Source organism: Pseudomonas sp. 1152_12, from assembly GCF_052850675.1.
The window spans coordinates 39,937-57,196 of the sequence record NZ_VXCW01000004.1; the positions used below are offsets into that span (position 1 = coordinate 39,937).

The window sequence follows — 17,260 nt, forward strand, 5'->3', positions numbered from 1 at the left end:
TAAGTAGTAGCCGTCAGGGTAGACGCGGTGATGACAACAAGCCTCCCGAATAAGCAAAAAGGCGCGGCAGCGATTGAATTTATCGCTGTGTTCGTAATTTTTTTCGCCGTGTTCTACGGCATGGTCAGCTATAGCCTGCCGCTGCTGTTATTGCAGTCGTTCAACCAAGCGACCGCCGACGCCGTGCGCCTGAGTGTGGCGCTGGACCCCAATATGGCCGGCTATCCGACCGCCGTACAAAACACGGCCAAAGCCGCAGTCACCAACCGCCTGCAGTGGATTCCGCCCGCCTACAACTTCAACGCCAACCAAATCACCACCAGCTTCGTCGGCGGCCTGCTGTCAGTGCAAATCAACTACCCAACGGCCAATCTCCAGGCGGTAATACCGTTTATTGTCCTGCCCGGCATCGGCACCGTACCTCAGTTGCCGGTGACACTGCAGGCCACGTCGAGCTTGCAGTTTTGACCTCGGGGGACAAACTCTTCGGGCGCCTACTCGGCCGAAGCAGCGCGCTGGCCATCGATACCCCTGCCCCGCCTTCTGCCGGGCTGCACGTGCTGTTGGACGCACACGGCCGCGTACTCGACATCCACGGCACGCTGCGCCCACAACTCGCGCAATCCGCTGATTCGCCGCCCCTGCAAGACTTGTTGTGCGCCCATAGCGCGGTGGCGGTTGAGGGCGTTCCTGAAGACTGGCAGCGCCACAGCCTCGATTTGGATTTCCTCGGCGCCGCCGGGCACGTCCTGCATACCCGCGGCACGATTGAAGCCCAAGATAACGGCTGGCTGCTGCATGCCGTGGATATCGGCGACTTGCTCGGCGGCAGGCACCTGGCCGAGCAGCGTGAACAGAATCAGCAATTAGCCAGCCTTGTGAGTGAGCAACTGCGCGTGTGCAGCCTCAGCCGGCTGCCCGAGGTGTTCAACGAACAGTTATGTAACGTGGCACAGCGCTGGCGCATTCCGTGTGTGGCCCTTGCGTTGCTCGACCAAGAGGACCAAGGCTGGGTGATCTACAGCCAGTACGCCAACCATGACGCACCGCTGTTCTGGCACCCCGGGCAACGCCTCGGCACTTGCCTGGACAGCCTCAACGGCACCAGCACGCTGAATCTGCAGGCGCCGTACGGGCGGGGTGAGCATCCGCGTCTGCACAGCGTGTTCGGCAACGCCGATGGTTTTCTAGTGCCGTATCGCGATGGCCAAGGCGTCGCCGCGTGGCTGCTGTGCGGCGCCTACAGCGGCCAACCGCAGATGCGTGACCGCGACTGGCTGAACCTCGCCGCCGCCCTCGCCGCGCCGCTGCTCAGCCGCCTGCGCGAACAGCGCCACCATCAACAACTGGAGCGCCTGGAAGCCCTGCAAGGCCTGCTGGGCACCGGCTGGTTTGAGCTGCTGCCTGACAGCGGCGAGATTCAGCTCGCGCCCCAATTGATGCGCAATCTCGGCTCGGAGGAAGCCCCCACCCGGCAAGCCCTGGACACCTGGCTGGAGCTCATACACCCCGCCGACCGCCAGGAACTGCACAGCCGCCTGCGCGACCTGCAAATCCTGGGCAAACCCTTGTTCGCCAGCGTGCGCCTCAACCGTGGCGATGCCGCCCCGCCACCTATCTGGTATCGCGTGCAGGGCCAAGTCTTAGGCATGGGTGAGCAACGTCGCTGGGTCGGCTTCATGCTCGACATCAGCGACATCAAGAACCAACAGGTGCAAGCCGACGCCGCCCACGCGCGCCTGGACAACCTGATTGCCAGCTCGCCGGCGGTGATCTACGTGCAACGCTACGTAAACGGTGCGCTGCTGCCGGTATTTTTCAGTCACAGCCTACTGCCACTGCTGGGACGCACCTTGGCCGAGTGCAGCCATGACAGCCTGGTGCAATGGGTGCATCCCGACGATCGCGACCTGTACTTCCAACGTACGCGCCAACTGCTGCGCGAGGGCAGCGTGCGCAGCCGTTATCGTGTGCAAGACAAACAGGGCGATTACCACTGGCTGCTCGACGAAGCCAAGCTGCTGCGCGACGACCTCGGTGTGCCGGTGGAAGCGATAGGGCTGTGGCTGGACGTCACCGACGCGACGCTGGCCGCGCAACAGGTCAAGGACAGCGAAGAGCGCTACCGCATCCTGGTTGAAGACTCCCCGGCAATGATCTGCCGCTACCGTCCGGACCTGACCTTGACGTTCGGCAACACGCCATTGGCCAACTACCTGGAATGCCGTCCCGCACAACTGCGCGGGCTGAACCTGGGTGACTGGTTGTCGGCCGAACAGCGCGAGGCGTTTGTGCAGCGTATCGGGCAACTGACGCCGGAGTTCCCGGTGAGCACCGCCGAGATCAGCCTGCAACTGCCCGGGCGCGAACATGCCTGGTGGGTGTGGTCGGACCGCGGCGTGTTCGATGAGCAAGGCGCCTTGCTGGAGGTGCAGGCCGTGGGCCGCGACAACACCGAAGTGCGTCGCTCCCAGCAGCAACTCACGCAAAGCGCGAAAATGGCCACCCTGGGCGAAATGGCCACGGGCCTGGCGCATGAGATCAACCAGCCGCTGAACGTAATGCGCATGGCTATCGTCAATGTGCTCAAGCGCCTGGGCAATGGCGACGCGCAGATTGACTACCTGACCGAAAAACTCCAGCGCATTGACGCCCAGGTCCAACGCGCGGCCCGTGTGGTGGACCACATGCGCGTGTTCGGCCGCCGCTCGGAGGTCGAGCAGCAACCCTTCGACCCGGCGCAGGCCGTCGAGGGCACCCTGTCGTTGCTCAGCGAAGGCCTGCGCGGTAAAGGCGTGGAAGTGCGCCTGACGCAGGCGGATATGCCGGTGCAAGTCAAAGGCTACGTCGACCAGCTTGAGCAAGTGCTGATCAACTTGATGGTCAACGCCCGCGACGCCCTGCTGAACCAACGTGAAAACAACCCTGAGCTGCGCCCGTGGATCGCCGTGCACACCGAACACGACAGCCGTCACGTGCGCATCTGGGTCGAGGACAACGGCGGTGGCATCGACCCACGTTTGCTGGAGCGCATTTTCGAACCGTTTTTCACCACCAAGCCGATTGGCGTGGGCACTGGATTAGGTCTGTCGGTAAGCTACGGCATTGTCGAAAACATGGGCGGACGGCTTAGCGTCAGTAACGGTGAACACGGTGCGCGGTTTTGTGTGGAACTGCCCAGGGCCACCGACGCTTAAATTACCAAGTAGGCGCCGCCGGTCTGGCCGCAGGTTAGATTGGCGCCGACGTTCACATTTGCCAGGCTGATGCCGAGCATGTTCAACAGGTTGTTGAGGATCGGGTTGAGCAGCGGGGCCAGCAGGTTATCCACTACGGGGGTGACGATGGCGCTGACGCTGCCGAGCAGCGCCACAACGGTTGGCGCCAGCGCGCCCAGTGGGTTGCCGCCCGACGGCTGGTAGGCGGTGATACTCACGCCGTTGAGCGTGGTCGACAGGCTACTCACCACATTGGTCGCCGGGGTCGCGGCCTGATAGGTCGGTGTGAGCCCCACGTTTGGCGGTGTGGCGAATGGCGTGGGGCTGGAAAACACCAGGGTTTGATTGCTCGCCGCAATCGGGCTTTGCACCTTGATCGCCACGCCACCGCCGGTAAACGGCACGCGAGTGCCACAGGTGCCGATCCCGAGGATCTGATGACAGGTCTTGGTGCCGATATCGATCAGCACCAAAGGTGCCACAGTCATCGGCAACGTGGAGGAAAACGCATTGGTGATAGCACCCACATTCAGCGACGCCAGCGAGGTCGTGGTGAAAGCCGTCAGGCTCTTGGTGCCTGCGCTGCCGGTGGGGCAGCTATAAGCGGTGACATAGCTGCTGGCGCCCCCGGCATCCAGCACGATATTGAGCGGCAGGTTCCCCGGCAGCACCAGTAAATCCAGTTGCTGGCAGCCAGCCCCCAGCAAACACAATGCCGAGTTGATCGTGCTCACCAAGTTCAGGCTCAACAGGCTGTTGATCACCGGTGTCAGCGGGCCCACCAGGTTATTCACCGCGGTGGTCAGCCCCGACAAACTGCTCAGCACCGGCAAACTCACCGTGACTTGGGTGCGCACCTGGGCGGTGCGCACGTAAATCCCGTTCGGCCCTGTAGGGTTAGCCACAGCGAGCGCCGGATTGCCGATGGCAGACAATTGCGGCGGCTCGATCACTTTGATCTGAGTGGTGATATTAGCCAGCCCGAGCACACTCACAGGCAAGGTTGCCGACGCGGCGCTTTGGTTGCTGGACAACTGCACCACGCCTTGGATCAGTTGGAACACTTGCAGGTTGGCATTCAGCGCCGCAGCCGTGGTGCCTGTCTGTAACTGCAGGATCTTCCCGAGGGTCAGCGGTGTCTGGCTGATGGCGGCAACCTTGAGGTTACCCAAGGCAGTTAATACGTCCGCCGTCGCACCGTTGGCGGTCAGCACGGTGATCGCAGCCTGGACCAACTGCGAGGCGGTGACGTTAGTGCTGAGCAGTTGGGTGTAATTACCGGCGCTCACCCCCAGGTTGATCGCCAGTTGGTCGAGGTAACTGAGTAGGCTGATATTGGTATTGAGCAAGCCATTCCAGCCGGCGACCGTCACGCTGACGTTCCCCCCCAAAAAACCGGAAGACAGGCCATTCAATAAGCTGGCATTGGCGGTATCAACGCTGGCCAAGGTGCTTCTGATGCTCAGTTGGGCCAAGTTCGGCGTGGGCTTGGCCGCAACTGCCGTAGCCGTCAATACGGTGTTGAGGCTGACCGTGTTGCCGGAAAACAATGACCAGATGCCACCGGCCACGCTGGTGGTGACAGTTTTGCTGGCGACCACTTGAATGGCTGACGACAGCGCGGAGTTTGCACTGAAGGTGCGCAGGCCAGAGGCGGCGGTGGTCACGCTGCCGCATTGGGTGACCAGGGTGTTGCCGTTACCGATCACGAAATGATTGCGTGCCACACTTTGCCCGGCGTAAGTGGCCGCGCTCAAGCCCGCCAGGCAGGTACCGTTGCGGCTGACAGCTTCCAGCGCCGCAGTGTCCACCACGCCTTGCAACTTGCGTTTTTCCAGGTACAAGCGGCCGCTGTCGACCACCAATAAGGTAAAGGCGAAGACCACAGCCAATACGCCAACCGCCATCAGGCCAATGGCGCCGCGCTGCTTGCACTGAAATCGGGGAGACATCGAGCACTCCTGTGCCGGCGAATCGCCGAGCGCTTACTCTCCTGGGATGTAGTTGAGTGTAGACAAGGGCTGAGGGGGGTGCTGACCTTAGGGTACATGGAGATAAAAATGTGGGAGGGGGCTTGTTCCCCCCACAGGGTTTTGGGGTGATCGTTGGTCAGTGCGGTGGGTAGTTGGAGAGGATTTTGGTGACGGTGGTGCGGATGGCGTTGTTGCGGTCTTGTGGGTTTGGGCTGCTGGCCATCATTTGCTCGTCACTGCCGCGCCACACCAGCTTGCCGTCTTTGCCGTCCAGCAGATCGATCTGGAGGGTCGCCACTTTATAACTGATGTTGCGCGTTTCGTTGTACATCGGCCCGCCCCAGTAGCCATTCCACGGGCCGCCCCAGGCACCGCCGTAATTAGTGGTGACTTGTTGCTGGCGGTCCTCAACGATCAGGTAGGCCTGTACGTTCAAGTCGGCCTTGGTGCCCGCCGCAGCCGGGCGCAGGCCGCGCTGGTCAAGTTGCTCGCCCACCGCCTGGCGGATGCGTTGTTCGGTAAGGTCACTCTTGATGCGTGGATCATCCGGACGGTACTGCAGGGCTGGGTCTTTCCAGGCCCAGTTGCGGTAGGCGCCGAAGTCGCGGCTGGTGTCAAAATCGTGGTTGACCTGGCTGGTCTGGCAGCCGCCCAGCACTACAACAACAGCAAGTGCAGCAACGCGACGAAGCATGGTTGTTCTCCAAAAGACAATCTGAGCCTGAAATGAGAATAGCTGCTAGCTGGGTGGATAAGCGCTCATGGCTTTTTGCATCGCCTCGCGCAATGCATCAGCCCGCTCGCTCAGGCTGCCTTGGCTGGTGGTTTCAGCGCTGGTGCTCCAGACCGGCTGGCGGGTGCGAGCGTCGAACAAGCTGATCCGCGCCACCGCGACCGTCACTTCATAGGTGCGTACCACCGGCACACTGTTGTACATGCCGTAGCCGTTGCCATAGCGGTTATAGCCACCGTAACCGTAGCCATAGTCGTCCTGGACCTGGCGCAAGCGTTTTTCCAGGCGCACCTCGGCGCTTACCAACAGGTCGGGTGGGCGGTTGTCATGCAAGGGGCGCAAGCCGCGCTGGTCTAGGGCGCCACTGACCGCTTCGGCAACCTGCGCCGAATCGGCCCAGGCGGTGCCCGGCGGTAGTTGGCCGTTGAGCCAGCCCCAACTGCGGTAGGCGCCATAGTCGCGCACCGGCGCCGGGTAAGCGCTGGCATCAAAGGTGGTGGCCGCCTGGGCCGGAGCTGGCGGCATTGGGGCCGAGGTGGCCACGTACGGATTGGGGCTGGAGCAGGCGCTCAAGCCCAACGATAACAAGATCAAACAGAGACGACGCATTTCGACCTCCGCAGACTGGGCCGCTTAAACCGGACGGCAGATCCAGTGCAAATAACGCCCAAGTCCGGCAAAGCTTGGGTGACGACGGTGAGCGAGTTCCATCTCCAACAAATCCTTTAAATCAGCGCGGGTCTGGAATTCCACCGGCATATAGTCGTGGAACACCCGCACGCCACTTTGGCTTTCGACCTGCCAAAGCCCCTCGAGTTGCGCCGCCAACTCACGTGGGTCAAGCGGCTGTTGCGGGGTGAGGCTCTGCTTTTCGCCAGCCAGGTCATTTTTGCGCATTTTGCGGAAGTGGCCTTTGAGCAGGTTGCGGTAAATCAGCGCATCGCGGTTGTAGAACGCCAGCGACAGCCAGCCACCGGGCACCGTGAGCTGGTGCAGCACTGGCAAGATCGCATGGGGCTCGGCCAGCCACTCCAGCACGGCGTGGCACAACACCAGGTCATAGGGCTCGGTGAGTTGGCCGAGCAATTCTTGCCACGGCGCATGGATAAAGGTCGCGGTCTGGTCGGCGTCGGCGAAGCGTTGGCGCGCGCCCTCAAGCATTGGCTCGGCAGGCTCCGCCAAGGTCACTTGGTGGCCGCGTTCGGCCAGCCACAGCGACATATGCCCCAGGCCCGCGCCGATATCCAGCACACGCAACGGGCGGTCAGGCAGGGCTTCGATCAGGTCGGCCTGGAGCACCGCCAGGCGAATGGCGCCTTTGGCACCGCCGTAGATTTTCTGAGCGAAGCGCGTGGCCAGTTGGTCGAAATGACGATCACTCATGGGCAAACCGCCGTTCGCTGTCGGCCAGTTTGGCGCGCACCACCTCGTTCATGTCCAGGCCCAGCTCACTGCACAGCAACAGCAGGTACAACACGATATCGCCGACTTCCTGCCCGGCGTGGGCGAGTGTGTCCGCGGGTAGCTGACGCGATTGGTCTTCGGTCAGCCATTGGAAGATTTCCACCAGTTCGGACATTTCCACGCTGGCAGCCATGGCCAGGTTTTTCGGGCTGTGGAATTGCTTCCAGTCGTTGTTATCGCGGATGCGATGCAAGCGTTCGGTGAGGTGTTCGAGGTTCATGCGGGGGCTCCTGAAGGTGTATAGCTTCGGGGGGATGAGCATTGAAGGCAAGTTAAACCCTGTGGTGTGTTTGAGGACGCCTTCGGGAGCAAGCCCCCTCCCACCTTTGAATCGGTGCAGATCAAATTAGGGAGGAGTTGCTACGGGCGCTATCGCAGGAAAGCCAGCTCCCACATTTGATATGTGTTCGCAGGCAGGGGCGATGCTTGGCTAGTCGACGACGCTGAATTCGAGGCGGGCGGTTTGGCCGGCTTCGTCGAGGACGCTGAGTTGGTAGCGGCCCAGTTGTTCGAAGCTGGCGTTGATCGCGTCCTGGTTGGCGCTGTCGCCCAGTGGTGCGCCGTTGAGGAACCACCAGCGTCGGCCGCTGCCGCCCAGAGCGGAGATTTTCAGGCGCAAGGCCTGTTGGCTGGCGGCGGGCAGGCGCAGTTGGTCGCCTTCGCGTACACCGACAATAGATAAAGGCGAAGAGGCTGCCAACGCTGGCGGTGGGCAATCAGGATCGGCAGGCGGTATTCGCGCTTCGCGACGCTCCACCCTTGGCAGCCAAGGCTCCAGCGGCGCGGGCCACAGCGCGATGTTTTTCGACACCGCGCCAGGGCAATGCGCGTCAACCCGCAAGCCTTTGCCATTGACCCACACGCTTTCCATCAAGCCCACACTCAACGGCTGATCCAACGCTTGCAAGGTCGGAGGCGTGGTGTTGTCCAGCGTCCAGGCAAACCGTTGACGGCGGCAGTTGGGGTCGCTACGGCTCATGGGCTGACCCAGCGGCCAACAGATTGCCGCCACGCCGACATTGGCGGGAACCGGTTTTACGGGCGCACTGATCCCACGCTGGCTGTCGCGGTTGGTCAGCACGTCGTGCACCTGCAACATCAACGGCGCCGCCGAAGCCAGGCCGAACTGGCCCGGCACCGGTGTGCCATCGGGGCGGCCGATCCACACGCCGATCAAATAACGCGGCCCCACGCCAATTGCCCAGGCATCCCGAAAGCCATAGCTGGTGCCGGTTTTCCAGGCCAGCACCGGGCGCTGCACCAGCTCGGCACGTGGGTCGCGGTCGGGCCGCGCTTGCCCGCTGAGGATGCGCCGCACAATCCAGGCGGACCCTGGCGACAGTAAAGGCCGTTCTTTGAGCGTATCGTCCGGCTGTAATCGAATAGCCGCACTCCTGCCGTCACGGGCAAACGCGCTGTAACCGCTGACTAAGTCTTCCAGGCGGCTACCCGCGCCGCCCAGAATCAGCGCCAGGTTCGGTTCGGCCAGTGCGGGCAGCGCCAAGGGCACGCCGCCGATGCGCATCTCGGCGGCAAACCGCTTCGGCCCATAGGCTTCCAGTAGCTGCACCGCCGGCAGATTCAGCGAACTGGACAGCGCCGTGCTCGCCGGCACCGCGCCGCTGAAGCCCATCGAAAAGTTGCCCGGACGGTAATCGCCATAGCGCCGGGGCACGTCCTGCAACAGCGATTCGGAGTGGATCAACCCATCGTCCAGCGCCATGCCATAAAGAAAGGGTTTCAAGGTGGAGCCGGGCGAGCGCAACGCGCTGATCATGTCCACATGACCGAAGCGCTTGGCGTCATTGATATCCACCGAGCCGAGGTAAGCGCGCACGGCCATGTTTTCTTCTTCTACCACCAGAATGGCAGCGGAGGTGTGTTCCGGCAGCCGCGCACGCCAGCCCAACAGCAAGTCTTCAAGACGACGTTGCAGCGTGGCATCCAGGGTGGTGCGGATCAACGGCGGGCTGTCGGGGCGGTTCAGGCGGCGGGCGAGCAAGGGCGCCAGGCTCGGCTCCAGCCGTGGGGCGAGCAGCAGCGGCTCTTCGAGGGCTTCATCGACTGCCGATTGCGGCCACACCTGGAATTCGGCGAGGCGGCGCAGTACTTTGTCACGGGCTTGCTGGGCTCGTTGCGGGTGGCGATCCGGGCGCAGGCGGCTCGGCGCCTGGGGCAATACGGCGAGCAACGCGGCTTCGGCGTGGGTCAGTTGAGCCGGGGACTTGCCCAAATACGCCCAACTGGCTGCCGCCACGCCTTGCAATGTGCCACCGAACGGCGCGCGATTCAGGTACAGGGTGAGGATCTCGTCCTTGGACAAATGCCATTCCAGCTGCGCAGTGCGCCACAGCTGACGCAGCTTGCCGTGGAGGGTGCGCGAATGCGGGTCGAGCAGGCGCGCCACTTGCATCGACAAAGTGCTGCCGCCCGACACCACGCGCGCGCCGGTCAGGTTCTGCCAGGTCGCCCGCACCAGCGCCAACGGGTTCACGCCGGGGTGCTCGTAAAACCAACGGTCCTCGTAGGTGAGCAGCGCCTCCAGGTAATACGGCGACACTTCGCTGGTCTGCACCGGATAGCGCCACACGCCATTGGCATCGGCAAACCGCCACAACGGCGTGCCATCCTCAGCCAACACCACTCGGGCCAAATCATCCTTGGGCAAAGGCAACGGCCAGATACGGTCGGCCAGCCACAACAGCGCAATCACCGACAACACAACACCCACGCCCACGCGCAGTAAATAAGGGAGCTGGCTTGTCGGGTCGCCGCATCGCTGCGATGACGGCCTATCAGTCAACTCACTCACACCTGCCCCACCACGCCCACAACAAATCGCAAATTCAACTCCGCAAACCTCTATGCTTCAGGGAACTAGCCGCTCCACGTCGCGACAAAAGGCTCAGTACTGGCAATTTCGTCCACTTATTCATCGAGACACACCTATGCAAGCAGACTTTTTCGGATGGCTGGGTAACACAATCGGCTTGATCATCCACTACATCGTCGAATTCTTCAGCGGACTGTTCAATGTGCTGACCAACGCGGGCGGCAACTTCGTCGAAGGCATGTCCCGGGCGCTGGGCATGGACACTTCGATCATCAGCATCATCACCTTGATCGTCGGCCTGCTCTTCCTGTATTCCGCCGTTCGCGCCTTCATGCGCGCTTCGATCATCGCAGGCGTCATCTGGCTAATGCTCGGCCTGTGGCTACTCAGCTGGGTCGTCCACTAAACCCACGACCCACCGAGATCCCTGTGGGAGCGGGCTTGCTCGCTCCCACATTTGGCCTCCATTCCAAGCCAAGATTTTCTCAGCGGCCTTTAATCACCAAATCCCCCGGCGTCTCTCCCACCGCCTGCCAGTTCGGCCGGTACATCGACTCGACCTGCGGCGGCGGCACGCGATAAATCCCCGGCGTCACCGCACGCGCCAGATACAGCAGGTGCGTGGTGCCATAGCCATCCAGATTCATCGCAGCCACGTAGCGATCATCACGGAATTCCTGGTGTTTGAGCGATGCGTTCTGCATCGACTCGCGCCACTCCTTCACTTGGCTGCTGGCGTTTTCCAGGCTGGCGGCACTTTGCGCCAGGTTCTGGTTTTCCAACTCCAATCCCGCAGGCAACAGGTCCACCAACAAGGCATCCGGCACACGCTGCTTGGCACTGACGGCCAAATGCACCAGCACCAAATCACCGCTATTAACGTTACGCAGGTTCAACGGCTGACCGTTCATGCCCAGGTACTCGCGGCGGATGCTCAGGTTGTCGCCGCCCGCTGCCGGCGGCACTTGGGGGTAACCCGAGATCGTCAGTTGCTGGTACACCGGCGCCTCCCCCTGATTGCTCAAGGCCAAATCACTGGAAAGCAGCTTGCCGTCCAGCGCCAGCGTCGACTGTTGATTGTTCAGCTCATGCGCACCGCCACTGCCGGTGAGCGAGACCCGCCAGTCCGACTCTGGCTGTGAGAACCCAAGACGTCCGGCCAGGAACAGTGAATTACGCTCCTGAGTCGAGAGGTATGGGCTGGCCGCCAACTGGTCCGACAGCGTGAACAAACGCTCCTCGCGCTTGCCCTTGGCCAAGTCGTTCTCTTCGAGCAGTGCCAGGATCATCGCCTGATCGCGCAAAGGGCTGCCGTAGTCGGCCAGCCACTCCTTGCCATTGCGCTGAGCCGCGAGCCCTGCGAGCAAGGCTTGATCAGCACGTGGCTGGTCGCCCATTTTTTGCAGGGCGATGGACAGCTGCACCAAAGGCAACCCGGAGCGCGCATCGCTGCGGCGCTCGAAAATACTGCGCAATGCGCCCAATGGCGCCTGCTGACTGCGCGCCAGCACCATGCCGGCGTAGGCCTGCACGGCGAAACGGGTGTGGTCAGCATTGTCGCTGTAATCCACTTCGATCAGGTTGCGCTCCTGCACATACCGCAACAGGCGCTCGCTGGCTTTTTTCAGCGCTTCAGGCGGCACAGCGAAGCCCTGGTCACGGGCGCGCAGCAGGAAGTCGGTGACGTAGGCGGTCAGCCAATATTCCTCTTCGCCATCGGCGCCCCACAAACCAAAGCTGCCGTTGTAGCGCTGCATGCCCAGCAGGCGCTCGATGCCAAGCTCGATCTTGCGCTTGCGCTCGCTGTCCGACTCGCCCTTGACGCCCAAGCGCTTGAGCAACGCAGCGTCAGCATACAGCGACGGATACAGGCCGCTGGCGGTCTGCTCCAGGCAACCATAAGGGTAAGCCTTGAGCGCACTGATCTGCGCGCCGAGGTTCAGTGGCGGCCGGCTCGACAGGCTCAGCAGCGCTTCACGCCCCGAAGCATCAAACGGGTCCAACGCGCCGACCGGCAGGCTCCACGGCTGATCCTTGAGCACGGCGCGGTAATGCTTGAGCAGCGCCGGGTATGCCGGGCGCACGCCCAGGGTCCATTCGCGACTAAACGGCGGCAGGTTTTCACCCGGCAAGTCCAGGCCATTCACCGTGACCTTGACCTTGCCCTGCCCCAGCCCGCCCCAGGCTTTAACCGGGATGCGCAAGGTGGTGCGCTGGCCTTGTTTCAACTCAACAGATTGCGCGCCACTGTTGACCAACTCAAGTTGCCCTTCAGCGCTGAGTTGCACGTCGAGTTTCTGTGCTTTGCCCGACAGGTTGGACAGGTCCAGGGCTAGAGTCGTCTGGTCACCACCGGCCAGGAAGCGCGGCGCCGACAGCTCGGCAATCAGCGGCGCGGCGATGACTGTCTTGCCTTCGGCCATACCATAGCGATCATCACTCCAGGCTTGGGCCATCAAACGCAGTTCGCCGTTGAAATCCGGGATGTTGACGCTGACTTCGCCTTCGCCCTGTTCATTCAAGGTCACCGGCGCGCTCTGCAACGCAACGATAGTCACGCTGGTATCCGGGCGTTTACCGCCCTTGGCCAGCGCCGCGTCACCACCAAAGGCCAGGCTGGCCAGACGACCCTGGCCGGCTTCGATCAACTGGCCGTAGATATCGAATTGGTCCACGCCATAGGCCTTGCGGCCAAACAGGCTGGCGTAAGGGTCCGGTGTCGGGTATTCGGTGATATTGAGGATGCCCACGTCCACAGCCGCCAGCAGCACATGCACCCGCTTGGGCACGCTGCCATCGGCATTCTTGGCGGCGATCTTCACCGTCAGCGGTTGTTTGGGGCGCATTTTTTCCGGTGCAGTGAGGGTCAGGCCAAGTTTGCGCTGGGTACGATCCAATGGCAGGTGCAGCAGGCCCACCGCACGTTTTGGGGTGATATTGGCTTTGCGCTCACCAGGGCGAATCACCAGCGCGCTGACATACAGGTCATGGCGCGCCCATTTCGGGTCGAGCTTCACGGCGAAGCTTTTGCCCTCGGCCGGCACATCGATTTCCTGCCACCACAGCGGCCCTTCGCTGGACTCCACCAACAAGTAGCCCTTGCCGGCTGCCGGTGGCGTGACGGTGACATTGGCGGTATCGCCATCGCCATACGCGGGTTTATCCAGCGCCAGCTTGACCTGATCCGGACGCACAGCGCCGCCTTCGGTATTGTCCTGCGCCTGGTAGCCAGCCCAGAAACGCAGGCTGCTGACCAACCCGGTCTGCGGGTCTTCGACCTCGACGCGATAAGGGCCCCACTCCACCTGGAAGCTGACCTTGGCGGTGTCGCCGGCCTTGATGTTCAGGGTCTGTTCGTCGAGGTTGAGGAATTTCTCGTTGAAGTGATAACTCCAGCCGTCGCTTTCGGAGTAGTTCCAATAGTAGTCGCGGCGCTCCCGCACCAGGCGCACCTTGAGGTTCTGCGCGGCGAGTTTTTGCCCGTCTTGGTTGGCTACCAGCACTTCGAACTCTGCTGGGCCGTCGCCATTGGTTTCCTTGCCGTCGAACAAGCCACGCAAGCCCGGCAGTTGTTTGGCCGGCCAGATCGGCTGCACCAGACGTCGAGTGATCGGCCGCCCGCCCGACTCTTGCAGGCTGGCCTGCACGATCAGTTGCAGCGGTGACTTGGCGTCAGCCCATTTGCTTTCCAGGGTCAGTGCTTCCTGACCTTTGGCGTCGAGCACACTTTCATCCAGCTCGAAATCCTGGCTCAGTTCCTCTTCGGTAACGGAGCCGAACTGATAGCCCGGCAGCGATTTGACCGCTTCGCGCAGCGGCCGTACATAGACTTGCCCACTGACCCGGTTACCCGACGCCGGTGCACCGTAGAGGTAGCGACCATTGACGTGAATGACCGGGTTATCCGCCGGGCTCAACGCCGTTTCACTGCCCTTTAGTTCCAGCGCCAGGCGCTCGGGCAGGAAGTCTTCGACGAGGAACTCATACAGCTGCGGCTTGCCGTCGCCCAGGTCGAACACCAACTGCCAACGCCCGGTCGGCGCCTCACCGGCCAGTTGCAGTGGGTATTGATAGAGGCCGGACGCGTCGGCATCCCACACGAACTTGCGGCTTACCTGTTCATCCGGGCGGCGCACTTCGACGCTCACGGGTTGCGGCTTGACGGCATTGCCATCCTTGTCGCGCAGCAGGGCGTTGAGCAGCACCGTTTCGCCGGGGCGATATAAGTCGCGGGGGCCAAATACGAAGAATTGCAGTGGGTGTGCCGGCTGGCCGCCGATATCGAACTCGGCCAGATCCAGCGCGGCGCTGTCCAGGCGCAGCATGCTGGTTTGTTCGCCTTGTTTGGCCAACAACACTTGGGCTTTTTTCGGCAACGGCAATTCGGCATGGCCGCCCTTCTCGGTCTTGCCCTGGCCCAGCACACGGCCTTCGGCATCCAGCACTTCGAGGTTAACGCCATCCAGCGCTTTGCCACCTTCCAACGCCTGGGTAAACACATCCAGGCGATTGGCATAGCGATGCACCGACAGGCCGATATCACTGAGCGTGAACAACGTGGCCGGTTGCGAATAGTTGTAAGTGCCCGAGGCACGCATCACCGCCAGGTACACGCCCGGCTGTTGCAACGGCTTGAGACCGGCGATTGGCAGCAACAAGGTTTCGCGGGTATTACGCGCCGGGTTCAGGTCGAAACGGCCACCGTAGACCAGGTCGGCCATCGGCAGCAGCTCGCGGGACTCATAACTTTGCAGGCTGGTATTGCGCCCCCACTGAGCGAGGAATGACGGCAGCGATTCGGGCTTGATACGGAAAAATTCGACGTCGATCTTGTCGACGTTCAGCGCAATCACCGGTAGGCCTTCGGCCAGACGCGTCGGCAGCAAGGTGCCACGGCTGGCGAAGCCGACGGTGGCCTGCAGGTCGCGGGTTTCCAGACGCGCGCTGTACTCAGCGGCGAGTGTTTTGTCGTTGACCGCCTTAACACCGGCGTCAACGGTGAGCACCAGTTTGCGTTGCGGCTCGAGGTGGCGCAGACGCAATTCCATCAAGTTATCGGAAAGCTCCCAGGCGCCGTCGACCTTGCCGGACTTGCTGTCCACCAAGTGCAGTTTGTCGGCGAACTTCTGCTCGGGATCCAACGGAATGGAAAAACTCACCGACAAGGTGCTGGCCCCATCCAACTGCACTTCGGACACGTCCACCACGCTCAACTCACGCCCGGCATAACGCTGCTTCGACGCTGCCACATCCACCGCCGCCTTGACTGGTTTTGGCGCGGTCGCCACCGTTGGCGCAGGCGGTGCAGCCGCTTTATCGGAAGAATCGCAAGCGCTCAGCAGCGCCAGCGCACAGGCAAGGAACAGTCCTTTGTTAAGCATTGGGGCACTCGTAGTGAGAAGGGGCCGAGGGGTGAACTATATATCAGCCCGAGTGGGGCCGACGTGGTACTGGTCACATTGACCGACGGAGGGCGGTTTGGTTCTGGCCGGCCCTCAGCTCAAGTCAAATCCGACAAACAATGGAGATCAAAATGTGGGAGCGGGCTTGCTCGCGAAGGCGGTGGGTCAGTCAACATATCCTTCATTGATACACCGCTTTCGCGAGCAAGCCCGCTCCCACATTGGTCCTGCTGTGTTGCTAATGCCCGGTTACAATGCCGCTCCCCCAAAGGAGCCTCCATGACAACCCTGCTCACCGACTGGCGCCACCGCCCCACCCATCGTCGCGTCTGGGCCCTGGCTGCGCCCATGATCCTGTCCAATATCTCGGTGCCGCTGGTAGCCCTGGTGGACAGCATGGTCATCGGCCACCTGCCCCATGCGCACCAACTGGGCGCCGTGGCCGTCGGTGCCAGCCTGTATACCTTCCTCGCCTGGGCGATGGGCTTTCTGCGCATGGGCTCCACCGGCTTTGCCGCCCAAGCTGCCGGGCGCAATGATGGCGCGGCACTGCGGCAAATCCTGCTGCAAGGCCTGTTGCTGGCACTGGGCCTGGCGATGTTCCTGGGCACCGTCGGCATCCCGCTGAGCCATCTGGCCCTGGAGTGGATGCAGCCTTCAGCCGAATTGAATCAACTGACCCGCGAGTTTTTCCACACCCGCCTGTTCGGCCTGCCCGCCGCCCTGGCCAGCTACGCCTTGGTCGGCTGGTTCCTCGGCACGCAAAACGCCCGCGCGCCGCTGGCAATTCTACTGACCACCAACTTGGTCAACATCGCCTTGAACCTGTGGTTCGTCCTTGGTCTGGATTGGGGCGTGGTCGGTTCCGCGCGCGCTTCCGTCATTGCCGAATGGACCGGCGCCCTGCTCGGCCTGGCCCTCACGCAAAAAGCCCTGCGCGCCTACCCCGGCCATATCGCCTGGGCCACACTAAAAATGTGGGAGAGCTGGCACCCACTGCTGGCGGTGAACCGCGACATTTTTATCCGCAGCCTGGCGCTGCAATCGGTGTTTTTCATGATCACGGTACAAGGCGCGCGACTGGGCGATGCTACCGTGGCGGCCAATGCGCTGCTGCTCAATGGCCTGCTGCTGACGGCCCATGCCTTGGACGGTCTGGCCCACGCTGTCGAAGCGCTGTGCGGGCATGCCATCGGCGCCCATGATCGTCAGGCGCTGCGCCGCTCATTGGTGGTCGCCTGCGGTTGGTCATTGATCGCCAGTGTCGGCTTCGCGCTGCTATTCACCTTCGCTGGCCATCTGTTTATCGCCATGCAAACCGACATTCCCAGCGTGCGCGAAACCGCCGACCTCTACTTGCCCTATCTGGCCGTGTTGCCTCTGATTGCGGTATGGAGCTACTTGCTGGACGGCCTGTTTATCGGCGCCACCCGCGCGCGGGAAATGCGCAACGGCATGCTGCTGACGGTGCTGCTGATGGTGCCGTTCGCCTGGGCGTTGCAGAGCCTGGGCAACCACGGCCTATGGATAACCTTTCTGCTGTTCATGGCCTTGCGCAGCCTTACTTTGTGGGCGATTGCCTGGCGCTTGAACAAACAGGACCGCTGGCTCAGCGCCCAGTAGTGAAGAATGCTTAC

Annotated in this window: 11 protein-coding genes; 4 read left to right on the top strand and 7 right to left on the bottom strand. The window is 62.2% G+C overall.

Going from position 1 to position 17,260, the window contains the following annotated elements:
- The first annotated feature begins 30 nt into the window (after positions 1-30).
- Together FW764_RS08140 and FW764_RS08145 are read left to right on the top strand one after the other, a co-directional pair.
- The gene (locus FW764_RS08140; protein ID WP_446433497.1) at positions 31-468 is read left to right on the top strand and encodes a TadE/TadG family type IV pilus assembly protein; all 438 of its coding nucleotides are present in this window, start codon (positions 31-33) and stop codon (positions 466-468) included.
- The gene (locus FW764_RS08145) at positions 465-3,197 is read left to right on the top strand and encodes an ATP-binding protein (RefSeq protein ID WP_446433498.1); all 2,733 of its coding nucleotides are present in this window, start codon (positions 465-467) and stop codon (positions 3,195-3,197) included. Before FW764_RS08140 ends, FW764_RS08145 begins: the two co-directional genes overlap by 4 nt.
- Here FW764_RS08145 and FW764_RS08150 read toward each other — a convergent pair.
- The 6 genes from FW764_RS08150 to pbpC form a co-directional block, all read right to left on the bottom strand.
- The gene (locus tag FW764_RS08150) at positions 3,194-5,170 is read right to left on the bottom strand and encodes a pilus assembly protein TadG-related protein (RefSeq protein WP_446433499.1); all 1,977 of its coding nucleotides are present in this window, start codon (positions 5,168-5,170) and stop codon (positions 3,194-3,196) included. The genes FW764_RS08145 and FW764_RS08150 overlap by 4 nt on opposite strands.
- A 157-nt stretch (positions 5,171-5,327) precedes the next feature.
- Complete coding sequence (locus FW764_RS08155) at positions 5,328-5,885, bottom strand: DUF4136 domain-containing protein (protein WP_446433500.1); 558 nt, start codon at positions 5,883-5,885, stop codon at positions 5,328-5,330.
- 45 nt (positions 5,886-5,930) lie between these two features.
- Positions 5,931-6,533, bottom strand: coding sequence for a DUF4136 domain-containing protein (locus FW764_RS08160; protein ID WP_446433501.1), 603 nt, complete (start codon positions 6,531-6,533; stop codon positions 5,931-5,933).
- A gap of 24 nt (positions 6,534-6,557) precedes the next feature.
- The gene (locus FW764_RS08165) at positions 6,558-7,307 is read right to left on the bottom strand and encodes a methyltransferase (RefSeq protein ID WP_446433502.1); all 750 of its coding nucleotides are present in this window, start codon (positions 7,305-7,307) and stop codon (positions 6,558-6,560) included.
- Entirely contained in the window at positions 7,300-7,608 is a 309-nt protein-coding gene (locus FW764_RS08170; protein WP_083355457.1) for a MazG-like family protein, read from the bottom strand. The genes FW764_RS08165 and FW764_RS08170 overlap by 8 nt, the downstream gene beginning before the upstream one ends.
- 210 nt (positions 7,609-7,818) lie before the next feature.
- A complete protein-coding gene (gene pbpC, locus FW764_RS08175; RefSeq protein ID WP_446433807.1) occupies positions 7,819-10,110 on the bottom strand; it encodes a peptidoglycan glycosyltransferase PbpC in 2,292 nt (763 codons plus the stop codon).
- A gap of 226 nt (positions 10,111-10,336) precedes the next feature.
- Between pbpC and FW764_RS08180 the strand changes: the two genes are divergently transcribed.
- Positions 10,337-10,627 (top strand): hypothetical protein, encoded by a 291-nt coding sequence (locus FW764_RS08180; protein ID WP_446433503.1) that lies wholly within the window; start codon positions 10,337-10,339, stop codon positions 10,625-10,627.
- A 79-nt stretch (positions 10,628-10,706) separates the two neighbouring features.
- Here FW764_RS08180 and FW764_RS08185 read toward each other — a convergent pair whose 3' ends face one another.
- The gene (locus FW764_RS08185; protein WP_446433504.1) at positions 10,707-15,602 is read right to left on the bottom strand and encodes an alpha-2-macroglobulin family protein; all 4,896 of its coding nucleotides are present in this window, start codon (positions 15,600-15,602) and stop codon (positions 10,707-10,709) included.
- 300 nt (positions 15,603-15,902) lie between these two features.
- Here FW764_RS08185 and FW764_RS08190 point away from each other — a divergent pair, with 300 nt between their 5' ends.
- Positions 15,903-17,246 carry an MATE family efflux transporter gene (locus tag FW764_RS08190; RefSeq protein WP_446433505.1) on the top strand — a complete coding sequence of 448 codons (1,344 nt, stop codon included), beginning with the start codon at positions 15,903-15,905 and terminating at the stop codon, positions 17,244-17,246.
- The last annotated feature ends 14 nt before the right edge of the window (positions 17,247-17,260 follow it).

Excerpts from the sequence above, each read along its gene's own strand:
- FW764_RS08160 (WP_446433501.1), bottom strand. The coding sequence starts at position 6,533 with ATGCGTCGTCTCTGTTTGATCTTGTTATCGTTGGGCTTGAGCGCCTGC.
- FW764_RS08190 (WP_446433505.1), top strand. The coding sequence starts at position 15,903 with ATGACAACCCTGCTCACCGACTGGCGCCACCGCCCCACCCATCGTCGC.
- FW764_RS08155 (WP_446433500.1), bottom strand. The coding sequence starts at position 5,885 with ATGCTTCGTCGCGTTGCTGCACTTGCTGTTGTTGTAGTGCTGGGCGGC.
- FW764_RS08180 (WP_446433503.1), top strand. The coding sequence starts at position 10,337 with ATGCAAGCAGACTTTTTCGGATGGCTGGGTAACACAATCGGCTTGATC.
- FW764_RS08165 (WP_446433502.1), bottom strand. The coding sequence starts at position 7,307 with ATGAGTGATCGTCATTTCGACCAACTGGCCACGCGCTTCGCTCAGAAA.
- FW764_RS08185 (WP_446433504.1), bottom strand. The coding sequence starts at position 15,602 with ATGCTTAACAAAGGACTGTTCCTTGCCTGTGCGCTGGCGCTGCTGAGC.
- FW764_RS08140 (WP_446433497.1), top strand. The coding sequence starts at position 31 with ATGACAACAAGCCTCCCGAATAAGCAAAAAGGCGCGGCAGCGATTGAA.
- FW764_RS08170 (WP_083355457.1), bottom strand. The coding sequence starts at position 7,608 with ATGAACCTCGAACACCTCACCGAACGCTTGCATCGCATCCGCGATAAC.
- FW764_RS08150 (WP_446433499.1), bottom strand. The coding sequence starts at position 5,170 with ATGTCTCCCCGATTTCAGTGCAAGCAGCGCGGCGCCATTGGCCTGATG.